The following is a 20,681-nucleotide window of genomic DNA, read 5'->3' as shown; positions in this document are numbered from 1 at the left end:
TCTTTTTTTTGTTATATTTTTTTAATTTTAATTCCTTCGAATGCTAAAAAACTTAGAAACTTAATATTTCAGAATCTTGGCATCTTTATCAGTCATTCATCGAAATCAAAAACTCTTCGTTGTTTTTTGTTTTCTTGAAACGGTCGTTTACAAAATCCATAGACTCTACAGGGTTCATATCAGAAAGGTATTTACGCATGATCCACATTCTTTGTAATGTTTTTTCGTCTAATAATAAATCATCTCGTCGTGTACTTGATGAAGTAAGATCGATGGCAGGGAAAATACGTTTGTTGGCAATTTTACGATCCAGTTGAAGTTCCATATTACCGGTACCTTTAAACTCTTCAAAGATAACCTCATCCATTTTAGAGCCGGTTTCTGTCAATGCTGTCGCGATGATACTCAACGAACCTCCGTTTTCAACATTTCTTGCAGCTCCAAAGAAACGTTTTGGTTTTTGAAGTGCATTGGCGTCAACACCTCCGCTTAATACTTTTCCGGACGCTGGCTGAACAGTATTATAAGCTCTCGCCAGACGTGTAATCGAATCCAGAAGAATGACAACATCATGTCCGCATTCTACCAGACGTTTAGCTTTTTCAAGCACAATATTGGCAATTTTTACGTGTTCCTGCGGTTCTCTGTCAAAAGTTGAAGCGATAACTTCTCCACGTACACTGCGCTGCATATCTGTAACCTCTTCAGGACGTTCGTCAATCAAAAGAACAATCAGATAAACTTCAGGATGGTTGGCTGCAATCGCATTAGCAATGTCTTTTAGCAACATTGTTTTACCTGTTTTTGGTTGTGCGACTATCATACCACGTTGCCCTTTTCCGATTGGAGAAAATAAATCAATTATTCGGGTAGATACAGAACTGCCTTTTTCGGCTAATTTGAATTTTTCAGAAGGAAAAACAGGTGTCAGGTGTTCAAAAGAAACCCTGTCACGAACTACCTGCGGATCGTGGCCATTAATTTTAAGAACACGAACCAAAGGAAAAAACTTTTCACCTTCTTTAGGAGGGCGGACAACCCCTTTTACAGTATCCCCTGTTTTAAGACCAAATAATCTAATTTGTGAAGTTGATAAATAAATATCATCCGGAGAGGCTAGGTAATTATAATCTGATGAACGTAAGAATCCGTATCCGTCTGGCATCATTTCAAGGACACCTTCACTTTCTATAATTCCGTCAAACTCAAAGTCTGAATCCCTGAAATTATTATTCTTTTTATTCTTATGATTTGGATTCTGGTTGCCGTTATTGCCATTACCATTACCGCTTTGATTTTGGTTTTGATTTTGGCTCTGGTTGGGATTCTGTTTTTTATTCTGATTAGGATTAGTCTTTTTTAATGAGACTGTTTCTTCTTCTTTTTCAGTTGTGGATATAACCGGAAGTTCTGTTTCGCCTTCGGCTGATGCTTCTTTAGTTTCCTCTTTTTCTATTTCTTTCTCTTTCTGCAAAGCAACCTTTTTCTCGTATGCTGATTTATTAAACTTAACGATTTTGGGTTCTTTTCGCTCTACTGTTTTTTTGTCTGATTCTTTGTTTTCAGGAGTTTCTTCTACTTTTGGCTTTGACTGAATTTTAGTATCTGGTTTTGAAGCCGGACTTTTTATCTCCTCACGTGTTTCTTCTACTTTATCAAATTCTAAAACAGGAGCATTTTTACCAACTGTCTTTTTCGCAGGGGCAATTCTGGCTCTCTTTGGTTTATCCTCGACTACTTCTGCATTTGCAACAACAGGTACTGGCTGTTCTGAAGTTGTTTTTTCCTGATGTGCTAAAATCTGACTGATCAAAGTATCTTTTTTGACACCATTAAATTTTATAGTTTTAGCTAATTTAGCTATTTCTTGAAGCTCAGAAAGCTTCATTTCTTTTAATGCAGAAATATCAAACATGAATGTTCTATGAATTTAATTATTTTTAAGGAAATACTGTAAAAAGAATAGGTAGATAATTATTTTGAATGGACCGCAGTATGAAGTGCTTACGGTAATATGATGCAATAATACGAATAATTTTTTATCATACAATAGTATTTATAAAAAAGAAAATATATTTTTGTAAAACAATTTTAGCTTATGATACAACGAATTCAAACAATATATCTGCTACTCACCTTTTTGGTAACCGGGGTTCTACTCTTTTTTGTCCCTCTCTGGACAATAAATGGAAAAAATTTTTATTTTATGCAGGATCAGATCTATACTATATTACTAGGTTTGAGTACAATGTTAACTATTATCAGTATTATATCCTACAAAAAAAGACAAAATCAGTTTGTTATGGGCAGGCTGAACATCATATTAAATTTAATTTTATTAGGATTATTTGTTTACCGTTCACTAAATTTATCTGGAGATTCAGTTGATACTGTTTCTGAGAAAGGTATTGGGATGTTTCTTCCTATTGTTGCTATCGTATTATTAGTTTTAGCTAATAAGGCCATCAAAAAGGACGAAGATCTTGTAAAATCTGTTGACCGTTTGAGATAAACCTATAAACTTAGTTTATTGCGCGAAGAGAACCCGAATTGTATGATTCGGGTTTTTTTGTGAAAAATACATTACAATTAATAACAAAATCAGAAAATAAATTTAAGAAACATCATGTTGTAAGTAGATTTTTCATAATTTCGCTATTGTTATTTCAATTTATTTATGGCACATAAAATAAGAATACACCTAGCAGATGACCATTTAGTACTTATCGATGGATTGATAAATTTATTAAGTACTGTTTCTAAATTCGAGATTGTAGGTTCATCCTCTAATGGCCTGAATATTTTCGATGAAGTAACAGCTAACAATGCCCACATTCTGGTACTTGACCTTAGCATGCCTGAGAAAGACGGTATTGAAGTTTTAAAAGAGTTTCAGCAAAAAGGATATCCTTGTAAAGTTATCATTCTGTCCAGCTATGATGATTTAAAAATAATCAGGGAGGTAATGAATTTAGGTGCCAGTGGATATTTGACTAAAAAATGCGCAGGTGAGAATATAATTGAAGCCATTGAAGTAGTCAATGAAGGACAAGAATATTTCTGCAACTCTGTAAGAGAAAAAATCTTCAATACTTTTACTGAAAACAATCCCAAACTAAATAAAAAGAATATTGTTCCTGAAAATTCAATTCTAACATGTCGTGAATTAGAAATTGTTACACTAATATCACTTGAGTATAGTGGAAAAGAAATTAGTGAACAATTGTTTATAAGCACCAATACTGTAGAAACGCATCGCAAAAACATCATGAAGAAGCTACAGACAAAAAATACCATTGGCCTTGTAAAATATGCTATCAAAAACAATTTGATTAAATCTTAAAACTACATCCTGCTGATGCATAAAATATTTTTTCAAATTTATGTTTCCTTTTTATTATTTTCTAATCTAAAGAATGGATATTTTAAAAAAAAAATCAGAAAAGTAACACATTTATTCCCTTCTAAATTTGTTTTTAATTTTATAAGCCATATTTTTATCCACTAATTTTTTAATATGTTGGATTTTATCAATTTTAGAATTCTTTTTTTAATTTCCTTTTTTTACATCCCTGCAATTGCTCAAAAGAAAGTTTTCACTGAAAAAGAATTATTAAAACTTTACAACCAGGCAACCACAAGTCTTCATAATGAAGATTATGAAAAATCATTAATACAATCCAGACTACTACTAAATCATTCTCTTTTATCGCAAAATAACAATTTAATAGGAAAAGCATACAATACAATTGCAGCCAATTTTGATGGTATTTCTGAGCCGGATAAAGCTCTCTTTTATTACCAGAAAAGCTTGATATACGCTGAAAAATCAAATGATTTAGAACTTCAAAACTGGCTTTACAATAATATTGGAAATATTTATTGTTTTGATAAAAAGAAATATGAAAAAGGAATTTCGCATTATATTAAATCATTGTATTTCAGCAAATCAATTAAGGATTCTTCGCAAATTTTTTTTACCAAACTTAATATAGCCTGGGCTTATTTTGATATTGGACGCTTCTCTGAAGGATATCCTTATCTAAACTATATTAATAAACACAACGACAAATATGGCATGGAAACCACAGCCGCCGTTATCAACATGCTTAATGGCATGTACTATAGTTATATAAAAGATAATCCAAAAGCAGAGTACAATTTTAAAAAGGGTATTGAAAATGCCATAAAATACGATGAGAAAACTGATTTGTCCTACATATATCAGGAATATTCCAAATTTTTATCAAAAAATAAAAATTTTGAAGCTGCTTATAAAAACTTAAGCGCTTTTCAGCAATTAAATGATGAAATCAATCTTCAGGATAAAGCAAAAAAAGCAAAAATTGCAGGAATAAATCTCGAAATTGATGAATACAAAAGGGAAATCGATAAAATGGGAATCGAAAGCAAAAAAAGAGAAAAATTATTTCACTCTGAAAGTGCCCGTAAAAACAAGATGACAACCATCATCTTATCTTTATTCCTCATTAGCCTTATTTTATTCTACTTTTTTTATCAGAATACAAAACTGAAACAAAAAAACAGAATTAAAGATATTCAGAATAAGATAAATGAAAATCTAATCAATGCCACTATTGACGGTCAGGAAAGCGAACGCAAAAAAGTTGCCTTATTTTTACATGATACTATCAGTGCCTCATTGTCATCGGCAGGAATGCATTTAAATGTTTTTTTATCCCAACATAACAGCCTTCCTTCTGAAATAACCAAGACAAAACTCATATTGGATGAAACCCACGACAAGGTAAGAGATCTCTCACATGATCTTATCCCTACCTTACTGGCCCGTTTTGGTTTGTTATATGCCCTGGATGATTTATGTGAAAAATATTCCAATTCAACCTTACATTTTGAATACCAAAACACGATTCCTATTAAAAAGAGATATACTGAAAAATTTGAAACAAGGCTCTATTTTATCATTTCTGAACTCTTAAATAATATCATCAAACATAGCGATGCGAGTAAGGCACAAATTTCATTGATTGAAAACAATAACGAGATGATTATTGAAATTACAGATAATGGAAAAGGATTTGATATTAACAAATTTAATTTTGTGGAAGGATTTGGCCTTAATCAAATCAAAGCCAGGATAAACAACCTGAATGGGAAGTTTGATGTAAGATCAAAAATTAATGAGGGAACCTCAATTAATATAAGTGTTCCATTAAATAGCTAAAAAAACGCTTCAAAAATGAAGCGCCTTTTTTCTCTAATTGTGTAATCCTTAAAAAAGATTTTTTTTTAAAAGATGCAACTATCTAGGCATCCGTTTTTCCGCCTTTTCTATCATTTTCTGGTTGATTTTTTTCTTCCTCTTTTGTTTCCTCTTCATCTGCAAAAAAATAGGTAGTTTGTTCTTCACCCGCTAAATCTTGAAATTTCTCTACTTCTAAAAATCTCTTTGTCATAATTGGTTTATTTTAGTTAATATTTAAATTTAGTCTCATTTTACAATTTCAAGATATTTCTAATTGATACCTCATAAGTAATTCAACCTTAAAACCTTATAATAATTTCATTACAATAATAATATATTTTTTTTTAATAAGAATAAATTTAATTATTAAATTTGAAACAAAATGTTGTAAAACAAACCACACAAATAATTCTATATTGTAAATGCATCAAGTCCGGGTTATTTTTCTATCGCTTATTTTACTAATTTGTTTTAGCAGCAATTTTTATTCTCAAAACAAAATCCTTCCTAAAAATGAAATTGAGAAATTAGTAACAGATGCGACTAAAAACTGGAAAATACATGACTATGAAAAATCATTGAGACAATCCAGGAATGCTTTAAAAAATGCTATTGCTATTAATGATAATTATCTAATTGCGAGGTGCTACAACCTAATAGGAGTAAATTTTGATGACTTACTTATGCTTGATAAAGCATATCCATTTTATACAAAAGCTTTATATTATATTAATAAAACAGAAAATAATATTTTAAAAAGTAAAATTCACAACAATTTAGCTAATATCTGTTTTTTTGAAAAAAAGCAATATAATCAAGGTATCTTTCATTACAAAAAAGCTCTTGAATACAGTAATAAAGCATCCGATAAAGTTAAAATATACCTTAGAAAACTCAATATTACCTGGGCCTATTTTGAGGTAGGAAATTTCAAAGAAAGTTTAGAATATTTCAAATATATAAATGAATTTAAACAACATGGAGATGAATCAACACAGGTTGCCTTTAATATGTTAAATGGGATTTATTATGACCATGTAAATGATACCCTAAAAGCAAATTTTTATTTCTCGAAGGCAATTGCATTAGGAAATAAAAGTGATGAGAAGTTTGATTTATCGGTAGCCCATCAAAAATATGCTTCATTTTTATTTAAAAATAAGAATTATAAAAAAGCCTATGAAAATATACTCGAATTTAATCGGCTTACTAATGAAATTGATGATTTAGCTAAACTAAAAAAAACAAAACTTGCCGGCGTTAATCTTGAACTGGATGAATTTAAAAGGGAAGTTGACAAAATAGAAACAGTATACAAAAACAAGCAAAAAGTATTGCTACAAGAGCAGTACCGACATAAAAAGGCATTCAGCATTATTGTTTTTTTATTTCTCATCATCACTATTCTTTTTTACTTTTTTTATCAAAACACAAAACTGAAACAAAAAAACAGGATAAAAAATATTCAGAATAAAATACACCAGAATATAATTAATGCCAGTATTGACGGACAGGAGAGCGAACGAAAAAAAGTTGCTTTATTTTTGCACGACACCATCAGTGCTTCACTTTCATCCGCAGGTATGCATTTGAATGTGTTTTTATCTCAAAACAAGATTGTTCCTGATGAAATCATAAAAACAAAATTCATTCTGGACGAAACACATGACAAAGTAAGAGATCTTTCGCATGATCTTCTTCCTACTTTATTGGTCCGTTTCGGATTATTATATGCTCTGGATGATTTATGCGAAAAATATTCCAATTCTACATTGCATTTTGAATATCAGAATACTATTTCAAGTAAAAAAAGATATGCTGAAAAATTTGAAACCAGACTCTATTTTATTATTTCTGAACTACTAAATAATATTATAAAACATAGCGAGGCCACCCGGGCTGAAGTTTCATTGTCAGAAACAGAAAACCATAAAGATCTGATTATCAAAATAACTGATAACGGAAAAGGATTTGATATTAACGACTTTAATTTTGTTGAAGGATTTGGACTTAATCAGATTAAGGCCAGAATAAATAATCTTAATGGTCAATTTGATGTAAAATCAAAGATTAATGAAGGAACTTCCATTAAAATAACGATTCCTCTTGAGGATTGAGTTTCCTAGTCTTTATTGTTAAGTTCATAGTCATTTTGTTTTGGATTACCAAAATCTAAACTCTTTTATCTATTTCGATGATTTCTAAATCTTTTATTTTATCCCCTTCAATTACAAAGCGCAACATTGTTCTTACCTGATGAAAACCGCTTTTACCGGCTGCACCGGGATTCATATGCAACAGGTTATTTTTTTTATCAAACATCACCTTCAAAATATGCGAATGCCCACAAATGAATAATTTTGGGGGATTGTTTTGCATTTCTTCTCTAATAGCAGGATTATATTTTCCGGGATATCCGCCTATGTGCGTCATCCAAACTGAAACTTCTTCACAAAAAAACCGATTGTGGAGCGGAAATTCCAACCGGGCTTGCGCATCATCTATATTTCCATAAACACAACGAAGCGGTTTTAATTTTTTGATAGAATCCGTAACATACAGATCTCCAATATCCCCTGCGTGCCAGACTTCATCAGCCTGGGCAACATATTTTAAAATAGTATCATCAATATGACTGTGCGTATCGGAAAGGAGGAGGATTTTTTTCATTCTGAGAAACTAAGATTCTGGCAGGCTAAGATAATGAGATTTTCAATACTATGTTATTCAACAAAAAAATCCGATTGCTTTCACAATCGGATTTTTATATTCCAGGACGATTCAGTTAGACGCACTTCTTTGCATCTCTAGATTATATGCTAAAATAAATTATTGGTTTTTAGGACTTTGGCTTTTTAACGTCTTTCAGATCTTTCGTGTCTTTAGTATCCATCATTTCCATTAGTTTCAAACCCAATAAACCGCTGATAGAACCATCAGATCCTCCGCTTCCGGAAATTAATACGTCCGGAATAACTTTGATGTTTCCTTTACCAATTTCTTCGGTCACTTTATAACGGGTAAAGTTATCTCCACCCATTGCACTCACCTGAAGCTGATATGCTTCAGCTGTTGATTTACCAATTGCCATAATCTTTTCGGCTTCAGCTAAACCTGTTTTTGAGATTCTTTCGGCTTCAGCACTGGCATTTAGTTTAGTTGCTTCGGCCTGTGCTCCTGCTCTGGCTTTTGTAGCCTCAGCTTCAGCATTTGCACGCATTTTTGTAGCTTCGGCTTCAGCATTTACATTCAGTTTCAAACTGGTTGCATCTCCTTCTGCTTTTTTCACGGTTGCATCAGCAGTTCTTTGTGCAATTTCGACACTCTGAGAAGCACGAACAATCTCTTTCTGCATATCTGCGATGGCAGTTTCTTTTTCCATACCCTGGCGCTGTTCCTGTGCCATTTTTTGGGTTTGATATGTCTTTTGTTCTTCTTCGGCTAATTTTCTATCCGTCAAAGTCTTCATCAACGAATCTGGCGGAACTATGTCTCCAATTAAGGTATCAACTGCATTTACGTTATATTCATCAAGAACTAATTTTATGTGGTTTTTAGCCGATTCCTGGCGCTCTTTTCTGGTTGTCAGGAACGAAATTACATCACTGTCCTGAGCGGAATTTCTAAAATAGTTACCAATAGTAGGCTCCAGAACCTGAGAAACCAGATTATTCATGCTTCCAAAACGCGCAATTACTTTTGGTGCTTCAGCTGCAGGAACGTGGATAATTTGTGCGACATCAAGATTGAATGGGAAACCATCTTTTGAACGAACCGTAATTGTAGAAAGATTCTTGTCTAAATCATGCGATTCACTTCGTGCGTTTGCCCAGTTTAGTACCAGATTTGTTGTCGGAACCGGTTCCAGCTTTGTGGTGTATTTATTCAGGGCATATTTCCCCGGTCCAAAAGGCTCCATCCAGACACCTCGCTGTCCTTTTGAAACAATATTTCCGTGTTTGAAAGTATCCCCGGTAACATCCTGACCATCTTCACCAATATACGAAATCACAACACCAACATACCCAATTGGCACATCAGTCATTGGATTTTGCTCAATTAAAATTCCCCAGGTATTGATGTAATAAGAACCTGCCAGCATAACCTGAGGCTGTAAACCACGATTTCCGCCATGCTCCAAGAACTTATCAAAATCCTGAAAATTATTGTGGTCTTCGACAAATTTCCCTGCAATCTGTCCTTGCGGAATCGGCTCTCCATCAAGTGCCGTTACGATTCCAATCATGTTTTCGTAAATCTTGATTTGATCTGCAATTACAATTTCGAACAGGAAAGTATTAATACGATACGAACCTGTGGTAATAAAAGCTGTCTGACGCCCTTTTTGACCTCCATTGTTCAGAAAAGCTGTAGCATCCTGAAAATTATCACTTTCTACTTTTCTGGCCAGGATTCGTCCGGTTGGAATTTCTTTTCCGTCTTTACTTAAAACCAATCCGATTTTACCTTCCGGGATAAGGGTAAATCCGGTCATATCGATTGAATATTGCCAGATCCACATTCCCCAGTACAAACCCGGCGCCAATGTTTGTGCCTGATAACCCGCCTCGCCTTTAGTGGCAATTATACGACCGTCTGGCAATGATTTGTCTGCACCAAACAGAACGAATTTTTTGGTCACTAGACCAATTCTGTCTTCTGGAACGATAACCATTCCGAAGAAAACACGCAAAATAAATTTGTAAAAAACAATGGCAAATAAAATTAAAATTATCCACCAGTAAGAAGTAATTTCATTCATGATTATTAGTTATTTAGACTACAAACATAAGAGAAATATTTCCTGTTAAAATTAAAAATTTTTAAAATTAACATTTGGCGTTTTATGCCTAAAAATGTTAAAAAATAGTTTCAATTATATCGTTGGAATTGTCAATTTCTGACACGATTTTTAGCCAAACAAACTATGATTTGCATTTTAGGTTTTAAAGGATTTTAACAAAGTTTCTGAGATGCTAAAATACTATGGCTATACATTTTTGTTTTTGGATTTGATTCTGATGGATATTAATCTATTTTTCATTTATATCAAAATATTATACCTAATATAAGTATGAATTTCTAATCTGGAGTTAGACGCAATACTGTGCTTCTTTACAAAATAAACGAGATGAAAAACCTTTGCATCTCTGAACCTTTGCATCTTTGTCCTGTAAAAAGAAAAAACCTTTGTACCTTTGCACCTTAGAACCTCTGCACTTCAAATGAGATATTTTATTCAATTTGCTTATAACGGAACCCATTATCATGGCTGGCAATTTCAGCCAAACGCCTCTTCAGTACAAGAAACCTTAAACAAGGCACTTTCTGTTTTACTGAATTCTGAGATAAATGTAATGGGCGCAGGAAGAACGGATACTGGTGTTCACGCCTCAGAAATGTACGGGCATTTTGATTTTGAAAAGTCTATTGATGTTCCGGTTTTGGTACATAAACTCAATTCGTATTTACCAAAAGACATTGCCATTTTTGACATTATTTTAGTTCATGATGACGCCCATTGCCGGTTTGACGCTACCAAAAGAACTTATGAATACCATATCAATACAGTTAAAAATCCGTTTTTAGAGGGACTAAGCTGGTATATGAATCAAAAATTAGATGTTGATTTGATGAATGAAGCGGCAAAAATATTATTAACGCATACCGATTTTCAGTGCTTCTCTAAAGTCAATACAGATGTCAGCACATTTGATTGCACGATTTTTGAGGCATACTGGAAAAAAGAAAAAAGCAAATTGGTTTTTACCATTTCAGCAAACCGTTTTTTGAGAAATATGGTACGGGCCATAGTTGGAACTTTGGTAAATATAGGTCTGCATAAAATTTCGCTGACTGATCTTGAAAGCATAATTGCCAGTAAAAGCAGAGAAAAGGCGGGATTTTCGGTTCCGGCGCATGGTTTATATTTAACCGAAATTAATTACGATTACATTATAAAATAGCCCTGATTGCAACGGAAATCCTTTTTTGTTTTTTCATTAAAAACAAAAAAGATTGAAGTGAAAAGCAGGAATCAGCTCCTAAAATAAATGAAAGCAAAAGCATTTGACACCGGATTATTTAAGCGAATCCTAAAATATACTAAACCTTACAAATGGCGCTATTACGGCGTTATTCTTTTTGCAGTATCCTTATCGGTTTTTGCTGCCCTTCGTCCCTACTTACTGAAACAAACTGTTGACGGCTACATTAAAACGCATGATAAACATGGTTTGCTGATGTACATTATCCTGATGGGAATTGTTTTACTGATGGAAGTATTCTCTCAGTTTTATTTTGTTTTTTGGGCGAACTGGCTGGGTCAGGATATTGTAAAAGACATTCGGAATAAGCTTTTCAAACATATTTTAAGCTTTAGAATGAAGTATTTTGATTTGGTTCCGGTTGGGCAATTGGTAACCCGATCTGTTTCGGATATTGAATCGATTGCCCGTATTTTCAGTCAGGGATTGTTTATGATTATAAGTGATTTGATGAAAATGCTCGTGGTTTTGATTTTTATGTTTTACATGAACTGGAAACTTACCTGGATTGTAGTTGTTGCGATGCCAATTCTGGTTTATGTTACCCGAATTTTTCAACGTAAAATGCAGGTGGCGTTTGAAGAAGTGAGAACACAGATTGCTAATATGAATTCGTTTGTTCAGGAACGCGTAACGGGAATGAAGATCGTTCAGCTGTTTAACCGTGAGAAAATCGAAGCAGAAAACTTTAAAAAAATCAACGAAAAACACCGTGTTGCCTGGATCAAAACGATTTTATACAACTCGATTTTCTTCCCTATTGCCGATATTATTTCTTCTATCACTTTAGGCTTAGTGGTTGTTTTTGGCGGATTTAAAATTCTGAACGGAGACAATTTTACGACTTTCGGAGATCTGTTTTCTTATACGATGTTCATTGGAATGCTTTTTAATCCGTTACGTCAGATTGCGGATAAATTCAATGAAATGCAATTAGGGATGATCGCTGCCAATCGTGTTTTTGACATTATTGATACGCAGGATCATATTCAGGACACAGGAACAATTGAAGCTCCAGATTTTAACGGAAGCATAGAATTCAAAGATGTTCGTTTTAGCTATATTCCGGAAGAGGAAGTAATAAAAGGTATTAATCTTTCTGTCGCTTCAGGTCAGACAATTGCAATTGTGGGTTCAACAGGAGCCGGAAAATCAACTATTATTAATTTACTGAACCGTTTTTATGAAATTAACAGCGGAAGTATTTTTATCGACGGACACAATATAGAAAACTACACTCTGGCTTCTTTGCGAAAACAGATTGCGGTTGTTCTTCAGGATGTTTTTTTGTTTGCCGATACGATTTATAATAATATTACACTTCATAATCCTGAAATTTCACGCATACAGGTAATTGATGCTGCCAAAAAAATTGGTGTTCATGATTTTATTATGAGCCTGCCGGATAATTATGATTTTGACGTAAAAGAGCGTGGTGTTATGCTTTCATCTGGTCAGCGGCAATTGATTGCTTTTTTACGTTCGTATGTAAGCAACCCGAGTATTTTGATTTTAGATGAAGCGACTTCCTCAATTGACACGTATTCAGAAGAATTGATTCAGCGTGCTACAGAAACGATTACCAAGGGCAGGACTTCTATTGTGATTGCGCATCGTCTGGCCACTATTATAAACGCTGATAAAATTGTGGTCATGGACAAAGGTCTGATAGTAGAGCAAGGGACGCACCAGGAATTATTAGCCAAAACTAACGGTTATTACAAAAACCTTTATGACTCGCAATTTTCGGTTGCTAATTAAAACACTCGTATTTTTATATTGTTCACTTGAAATTTAAATTAAAAAAAATAACTTCACAACGTGCATTCGTAATTTACGTCATCGTATCTATTCTCATTACGGTTTCTTCTGTTTATATGATCAGTAATCTAATTACCGATCTTACCGAAAAAGCAAATGAAGATATGGCGCAGCGTAACTTCCTAAAAAAGCAAGAATTCATGTCATATGAATTTTCAAAATTTCTGGAGCAGGAAAACCGAATAAAACATGTTTTAAAAATAAGCAAACCTGAAGATCTGGCTTCGAACATACATATCTTATCTTCGGTAGAGAACACCAATTTATTAGTAGCAGATAATTGGTTTCAGATTAACGATCATCAAATTCAGTTTGGAACAGATTCGATTTCCGATGTAGTAAAAAAAGAGGTAACCGATTTTATTCAAAAAAATAAAGATCAAGAGCATATCAGCGTTATTATTCCTCAGGGAAAAGAATGGGTTTGGAGAATTTATTTCAAACTCGCTTCAAAAAACACAACTGTACGTTATGGCTACGACATCAGCTTAAAAAAGCTTCTTGATTATTTTTCTACTTTAGACGTTAGATCGACTAGTAATTATGCTTTTATTTTTGATCAATCAGGAAGATGTATTTATCATCCTGAATCAAATTTTATAGGAAAAAATATTTATGAGATTTCTTCTACCCGCTCAATCGATACAATCTTTACCAAAAAACAAGATTATGTAAAAAGAGTTACGATGTCTGAATATTTAAAATTGGACGTTATCCGGTTTACCAAAAAATTAGACATTAGAAATTCACATTGGTTTATATGTGTTAATTTTCCAAAAAATGTTGTTGATGAAAATGTAACGTCGATAAAAAAATATTCGACATGGATTTATTCGATTACAACGGTTATGCTTCTGTTAATTTTCTATTTGTTTTCGTATGCCAACCGACGTGCTTATAGAGAAAAAGGAATTGCGATTAAAGAAAAAAACAGACTTCGTGTAGAAAATGAAAAAATTGTAAAAGAAAAAGCTCTGATACAGCTTCAGCAATTAAAGGAGCAGATCAATCCGCACTTTTTATTTAATTCGCTTAACTCTCTTTATATGTTAGTGGGAAGTGATGTAAAAACAGCTCAGAAATTCACATTGAATTTATCCCGTATTTATCGTTATTTAATTGATCCTCCAAAAAAGAATATCGTTCCGCTTAAAGATGAATTACTATTTATCGAAAAATATATTTTTTTACAGCAGACACGCTTTAAGGAAGAATTATTTTTTTCTGTAAAAATCGAAGACGAAACTGCTTTAGAAAAATTTATTCCCTATCTGGCATTTCAGGTAGTGATTGAAAATGCGATTAAGCATAATATGGCGACACAGGAAAGTCCTCTCATTACCGAAATTTTAATTCAGAAAGAACAGGTCATCATTACCAATAATCTTCAAAAAAAGACTCATGGAGAACCTAGTACTAATTTTGGTTTAAAATACCTGTCGAGTATCTATACTTTTTATTCCAGAACCAACTTTCATACCTCAGAAAAAGACGGCAATTTCGTATGTGTCTTGCCATTAATATCCATTCACTCCCAAAAATAAGCCATTCACTCCCATTCCTTTTTTATTTGAGTATGAAACAAATAGTTTCGCACAAGAATTAACCTAAAATTAACAACAAATGAGGGAAAAGGCATTCCTGCATACTATAAAATTATTCTGCTTACTAATTTTATTATTATTCATTCCTGTTAGTATTCTTGCTCAAGCGAAAAAGAAAAAAGAACCGACTGAATTGATAAAAAAAGATTCTACTGAAGTCAAAAAAGGTAAAAAATATAATGACCTCATAAAAAAGGGAACAATTAAAAAAGGACTATTCAACATCATTCAGGTTAAAACTGATGTTTATTTTGAAATTCAGGACAGCTTATTTAAAAGAGAATTTTTAGTTGTCAATAAACTATCTCAGGTTCCTTACGAAATTAACGATCGTGGTTTTAACAAAGGAATGAATTACGAAAACAAAATCATTTCCTTTTACAAAGACACTATTGCTAAGAAAGTCTGGGTTAAATCTTACGAACCTAAAGTCTCTTCCCCTAAAAAAGATGTCATCACAGCATCAGTTATGGATAATTTCTCTGAATCTATAATTGAGGTTTTTGATATTGAAACCAAAAACAACGATTCTAGCGCTGTTGTAATTAAAGTAAACAAGATTTTTGACGGAAAACAAAAAAGCTTTAATGATGTATTGAACAACATTGGCTTAAATGGTTCTGTAAAATCTGACTTATCCTATATTGAAGGAGTAAAATCTTTTCCTAAAAACATTATTGTAAAATCACAACTTACAACTACTATAAGCGAAGGAGGACCGACTTTATCGATTACCCTTGGCGTTACAAGCAATATTATTTTATTGGATAAAACTCCAATGAAACCACGTTTTTCTGATAACCGAATTGGTTTCTTTACCGAAAAGCATTGGTATTTTGCCGATGCACAGCAGGCAATGCTTGAAAAAGAATTGATTACACGCTGGCGTTTAGAACCTAAAAAAGAAGATGAAGAACGTTATTTGAAAGGTGAATTAGTAGAGCCAAAAAAACCAATCGTATATTACATCGATCCTTCTACGCCAAGGCAGTGGAGAAAATACATTATTGACGGGGTACACGATTGGCAGGCTGCTTTTGAAAGAGCGGGATTTAAAAATGCCATTATTGCAAAAGAACCTACTGAACAAGATTTAGATTTTGATATTGATGATGTACGTTATTCAGTTATTACTTATGTGGCATCTCCAAAATCAAACGCTATGGGGCCATCGGTTGTTGATCCAAGAAGCGGCGAAATTATCGAGTCAGACATTATCTGGTGGCATAATGTAATGACTTCACTTCAGAGCTGGATGCGTATTCAGACTGGCGCAATTGATCCGAAATCCAGAGGAAACCAATTTAGTGACGAACATATGGGAGAAGCAATTCGTTTTGTCTCGTCTCACGAAGTGGGTCATACTTTTGGTCTTAAACATAATATGGGTGCTTCTTTTGCTTATGATGTTGAATCTTTAAGATCTAAAGAGTTTACAGCAAAAATGGGCGGAACAGCACCGTCTATCATGGATTATGCGCGTTATAATTACATCGCACAGCCAGAAGATAATGTTAGTGTTATTACTCCAAAAATTGGAGAATATGATAAATATGCTATAGAATGGGGTTACAGATGGTATCCGCCTAACGAAAACGAAACAACAAAACTAAACGCATTAATTACAAAACATCAAAACGACCCTATTTACTTTTATGGTGAACAGCAGGAAAGCATAATTGACCCTCGTTCTCAGTCTGAAGATTTAGGAAACGATGCTGTTAAGGCAAGTGAATATGGCTTAAAAAATCTTAAACGTGTTGTTGATAATATCGTCAACTGGACTTATGAGAAAGATGAAACGTATTACGCGACGGGTAAATTATATATTGGAGCTATTGGTCAATGGCGAATGTACAATTTTCATGTGATAAATAATATTGGCGGCGTTTACTTAAATCCTACTGTTCATGGTGATAACAAGCAAAGTTACATTCCGGTTGCCGCTTCAATGCAAAAAAGAGCAGCAGATTATTTAGTAAAAAATTTAATCACAATGCCAAAATGGTTGTTTTTTAATGACATTTTAGACAAGACCAATCCGTTAAGAGATTCTCCGATAGGTCCTTTTGAATATACTCCTTATACCCTTTCGAGAGAATTACAATACGACGCCATGTATAATTTATTAAGCGATGATCGTTTGCTTCGAATGACAGAAAACGAATTATACCAGCGAAATAAAACCACAGAAAAGGTTTTTACTGTAAATGATTTGTTTTTAAAAATGCACCAAAGTGTATTTTCAGGAACGATTCAAAACAAATCTTTATCGATTCTGGAACGTATGACTCAGAAAAATTATGTAGATATTTTGATTGTTTCTACAAATAAATTGTTCGAAAAAACAGATCCAAAAAAAATAATCAACATACAAGAAACATTGCAAATGCCTCATTTATGTTCTTTAGACGACACGCATAAGGTTAGAAATATCAATCAATCTTTTTTAAAGAGAGTTACAGAAGTGACTTCTGACAAAAAAGGAGAATTATATAAAGTGCTTCAATTATTAAAAATGAAGAAAAGCACAGGTGATCAGTCCACCAAAAATCATTACCTCGATTTGATACAAAGAATCGAAAAAGCTTTGAATAATACAACTTTTTAATACATAACCCAAATCCAAAAACATGAAAAAAATTTTACATGCCTTACTGCTTTTCCTGTGCATCGCAGGATATTCGCAGGAAACCCGAACCATTACGGGAATAATACTGGACGAAAGTGACAAATCCCCTATTCCGGGAGCTTCTATTTTTGTTGAAAACAATTCCATTTCTAACAAAACTTCAATGGCTGGAATTATACAAAGTTCAACAATCGGAACTACTACAGATTTTGATGGTAAATTTCAATTAAAAATAGCCAAAAATGTAACTTCACTGAGAGTAACCTTTATGGGATATGTTTCCTATACTTTAGATCTTTCTGCACAGAGAGATTATACTATCAACTTAAAATCTGAAACAGCAAAACTGCAGGAAGTTGTGGTTACAGGTTACCAAAAAATCGAGAAAAGAAAACTTACTGCTGCCGTTAGTAAAATTGACATGGCTGCTATCCAGCAGACTGGGGTTTCGAGCATTGACCAACTATTGGTAGGACAAATTGCTGGTGTTGCTGTAAGTACTCCATCTGGAGCGCCTGGAGCACCTGCAAAAATCAGAATCAGGGGTACAGCTTCTCTAAGCGGTACACAAGATCCGTTATGGGTACTTGACGGATTGCCATTAGAAGGAAATGAAGTTCCTAAGAACTTTGACAAAGATAACATCGATGTATTAAGCAACTACTCTATTTCTGGTTTAAACCCTGATGACATTAAAGATATTACCATTTTAAAAGATGCCGCTGCAACAGCTATTTATGGTGCACGTGCTGCAAATGGGGTAATTGTTGTTACTACTAAAAAAGGTAAAGCGGGTAAAATGGTTGTTAATTTTAACACCAACGTATTTATTACACAAAGACCTGACTTTGCTAAATTAAACTTAATGAGCGCAAGTGAAAAAGTCGATTTAGAACTTAACATGGCAAGTCGTTCTGATTTGACTTACAGAGACTCAGGCGGAGAAATTGCCCGTATCTTAAACGGATCAAATGAATTAGCAGCTTTCAGATCAGGCGGATTCTCTTCTTTGAGTCCTGCGACACAACAATCTATCAATGATTTAAGAAATAACAATACAAACTGGGGTAACTTATTATACCAAAATGCAGTGAATACACAGCACGGTTTGAGCTTATCAGGCGGTGGAGAAAAATCGGATTACTATTTCTCTTTAGGATACTACGATGAAAAAGGAACAACGGTTGGAACTGGTTTCAAACGTTACAACTTAACCTTAAAAAATAACTTTGAAATAACGGACAAATTCAAAGTGGGTGTTGGTATTTTTGGTTCTGAAAGCAAAAATATTTCTTACTTAACAGATTCTTATGCATTTACAAGCCCTTCAACTTATTCCAGAAATGTAAATCCATATTTAACTCCATATAATGCTGACGGAAGTTATAAATACGATGATGATATTGTAGGTTATTCAGAGCGAAAAGTACCTTTTAACTTTTTAGAAGAAAGAGAAAATACTTCTCACGAATTAAAGACAAGAGCTGTAAAAGCTTTATTGGATGCTGAATACAAAATCACTCCGGATTTAAAATTAACTTCTCAGTTAGGTTTACAATTAGATAATTCAGCCAGCGAAAAATTTGCTGGTAAAGACACTTATTATACCCGAAACCTAAGAGAAAAATCCAGTTATTTTAGCGGAGGAAATCAGCAATATTTTCTTCCGGTTGGTGGTGTTATGCAAAATTCAAATACAGACTTTTTTCAGTATAACCTGAAAACAATGGCAAATTTCTCAAAAAAATTAGGAGAGAAACACGAAATTGAAGCCATGGTTGGTAATGAATTAAGAAGAAATTATTCAACATCTATTGCAACTAAAGGATTTGGTTTTAACGAAAAGAATTTAACAACGCAGCAAATTGTTTTCCCAAATGCAGGTATGGCTAAAGAATCAGATTGGATAACCTATGCTAAAGCTAAGAATGAAAATGCTTTTGCATCATTCTTTGCAACAGCTTCTTATACATATGCAAGAAAGTACAGTATATTTGGTAGTGTCAGATATGACGGTTCCGATTTATTTGGTGTAGACCCAAAATATAAATATTTACCATTGTGGTCAACATCTGCTTCATGGACAGTTTCTGAAGAAGACTTCTTAAAAGAAAACTTAACACTTTCAAACCTAAGACTTCGTGCTTCTTACGGTTTACAAGGAAACATAGACAAAAATACGTCGCCGTATGTAGTAGGTACTAACGGTACAGCAATTATTCTTCCGGGACAATCAGAGCCTACTATTTCGGTAACCAGCCCTCCAAACGATAAATTACGTTGGGAAAAAACTTCAAATGTTAACCTTGGTGCTGATGTAGGTCTTTTTAATAACCGTATCAGTATTGTAACAGATTTCTACGGAAGAAAAAGTACAGATTTAATTGGAACAAGAGCACTTCCATTAGAAAACGGTTTTGAATTCACCTCTATGAACTGGGCACAAGTAAGTAACAAAGGTTACGAAATCACTTTGTCTACAAAAAACATTGAACATCCAAACTTTAAATGGAATACAAGCATTAACTTTTCTCATAACAAGAGTAACATAGACCGTGTACAAGTCCGCGATAGTGATTTTATGCCAAACAGAGAAGGACGTCCTGTAAATGCTGTATTTGGATTTAAAACAAACGGAATTGATGAAAACGGTTATCCTTTATTTGTAAACAAACAAGGAGAAACAGTAAATGCACAGACTTTCTTTGGTTTATATGACGTATGGGCAGATTTCTTCCCTGGGGAGTTCTCTGACACCAAATTAACTTCGGCTGAATTTAGAGATTTATTTGTTTATTTAGGAGACAAAGATCCTAAGTTTACAGGTGGTATTACCAATACGTTTACAGTAAAGAATTTCGACCTTACTATTGCAGCAGCTTTTAATCTAAAACAAACTGTAGTAAAGACACCTCCATACAACGGAACTCAGGTTGACAGAGGACAAAATTACAGCAGAGACATCTTAGATGCATGGTCACCAACTAATACATCTTCTAATTTACCTGGAATCACAAGTCAGACATCTGGTACTGGAGATTCATGGATGGCATATCAGTACTTCTCTGGAAGAAATGCAATCCCAACAATGAATTATTTAGACACATGGGCTAGTGAGATGAGTTATATGAGATTAAGCAGTATGCGTTTGGGTTATACATTCCCAAAAGCTTTTACAGATCACATCAATATTCAAAGCATTAGATTCAATGTAGAGGCAAGAAACTTATTCGTGATCAGTTCAGATTACAAGGGTTACTTTGATCCTGAAACTTTCGGAAATATTTATGCTCAACCAGTTCCTAAATCATTCACTTTAGGGTGTAACGTAACTTTCTAATACAATTAAA

At 33.5% G+C, this 20,681-nt stretch carries 13 protein-coding genes; 9 read left to right on the top strand and 4 right to left on the bottom strand.

Translation table 11 applies throughout. The features are described from left to right. Positions 1-88: 88 nt before the first annotated feature. A complete protein-coding gene (gene rho / locus ACNC7R_RS08040) occupies positions 89-1,915 on the bottom strand; it encodes a transcription termination factor Rho (RefSeq protein WP_417940414.1) in 1,827 nt (608 codons plus the stop codon). Positions 1,916-2,098: 183 nt separating this feature from the next. On the opposite strand from rho, the gene ACNC7R_RS08035 reads away from it, so the two are divergent. The 3 genes from ACNC7R_RS08035 to ACNC7R_RS08025 all read left to right on the top strand — a co-directional run bounded on the left by ACNC7R_RS08035 (position 2,099) and on the right by ACNC7R_RS08025 (position 5,206). After that, complete coding sequence (locus tag ACNC7R_RS08035) at positions 2,099-2,512, top strand: DUF4293 domain-containing protein (RefSeq protein ID WP_417940413.1); 414 nt, start codon at positions 2,099-2,101, stop codon at positions 2,510-2,512. 165 nt (positions 2,513-2,677) lie between these two features. Beyond that, positions 2,678-3,343, top strand: a complete 666-nt coding sequence (locus ACNC7R_RS08030) for a response regulator (RefSeq protein WP_417940412.1) — start codon at positions 2,678-2,680, stop codon at positions 3,341-3,343. Between the two features lie 174 nt (positions 3,344-3,517). After that, complete coding sequence (locus ACNC7R_RS08025; protein ID WP_417940411.1) at positions 3,518-5,206, top strand: ATP-binding protein; 1,689 nt, start codon at positions 3,518-3,520, stop codon at positions 5,204-5,206. 82 nt (positions 5,207-5,288) lie between these two features. On the opposite strand, the gene ACNC7R_RS08020 is transcribed toward ACNC7R_RS08025, so the two are convergent. Next, on the bottom strand, positions 5,289-5,438 hold the full coding sequence (locus ACNC7R_RS08020; protein ID WP_417940410.1) for a hypothetical protein: 150 nt from the start codon (positions 5,436-5,438) through the stop codon (positions 5,289-5,291). A gap of 211 nt (positions 5,439-5,649) precedes the next feature. Here ACNC7R_RS08020 and ACNC7R_RS08015 point away from each other — a divergent pair, with 211 nt between their 5' ends. Continuing rightward, entirely contained in the window at positions 5,650-7,344 is a 1,695-nt protein-coding gene (locus tag ACNC7R_RS08015; protein WP_417940409.1) for a tetratricopeptide repeat-containing sensor histidine kinase, read from the top strand. Positions 7,345-7,399: 55 nt separating this feature from the next. Here the strand turns inward: ACNC7R_RS08015 and ACNC7R_RS08010 are convergent, their stop codons facing one another. Both ACNC7R_RS08010 and ACNC7R_RS08005 read right to left on the bottom strand, forming a co-directional pair. Further along, positions 7,400-7,897 (bottom strand): metallophosphoesterase family protein, encoded by a 498-nt coding sequence (locus ACNC7R_RS08010; RefSeq protein ID WP_417940408.1) that lies wholly within the window; start codon positions 7,895-7,897, stop codon positions 7,400-7,402. Positions 7,898-8,066: 169 nt separating this feature from the next. Next, positions 8,067-9,989 carry an SPFH domain-containing protein gene (locus ACNC7R_RS08005; protein ID WP_417940407.1) on the bottom strand — a complete coding sequence of 641 codons (1,923 nt, stop codon included), beginning with the start codon at positions 9,987-9,989 and terminating at the stop codon, positions 8,067-8,069. 463 nt (positions 9,990-10,452) lie between these two features. On the opposite strand from ACNC7R_RS08005, the gene truA reads away from it, so the two are divergent. From truA to ACNC7R_RS07980, 5 genes are all read left to right on the top strand, one after another. Continuing rightward, entirely contained in the window at positions 10,453-11,193 is a 741-nt protein-coding gene (gene truA / locus ACNC7R_RS08000; RefSeq protein ID WP_417940406.1) for a tRNA pseudouridine(38-40) synthase TruA, read from the top strand. 87 nt (positions 11,194-11,280) lie between these two features. After that, complete coding sequence (locus tag ACNC7R_RS07995) at positions 11,281-13,035, top strand: ABC transporter ATP-binding protein (RefSeq protein WP_417940405.1); 1,755 nt, start codon at positions 11,281-11,283, stop codon at positions 13,033-13,035. Between the two features lie 26 nt (positions 13,036-13,061). Next, on the top strand, positions 13,062-14,639 hold the full coding sequence (locus ACNC7R_RS07990) for a histidine kinase (protein WP_417940404.1): 1,578 nt from the start codon (positions 13,062-13,064) through the stop codon (positions 14,637-14,639). 79 nt (positions 14,640-14,718) lie between these two features. Further along, the gene (locus ACNC7R_RS07985; RefSeq protein ID WP_417940403.1) at positions 14,719-17,310 is read left to right on the top strand and encodes a zinc-dependent metalloprotease; all 2,592 of its coding nucleotides are present in this window, start codon (positions 14,719-14,721) and stop codon (positions 17,308-17,310) included. A gap of 22 nt (positions 17,311-17,332) precedes the next feature. Further along, positions 17,333-20,671: a SusC/RagA family TonB-linked outer membrane protein gene (locus ACNC7R_RS07980; protein ID WP_417940402.1), complete on the top strand. Its 3,339-nt coding sequence runs from the start codon at positions 17,333-17,335 to the stop codon at positions 20,669-20,671. Positions 20,672-20,681: the final 10 nt, after the last annotated feature.

Source organism: Flavobacterium adiutor, assembly GCF_048282555.1.
Lineage (GTDB): Bacteria > Bacteroidota > Bacteroidia > Flavobacteriales > Flavobacteriaceae > Flavobacterium.
Note: the sequence above shows the minus strand (reverse complement) of the source record. Positions and strands in the feature narration are given on the sequence as shown.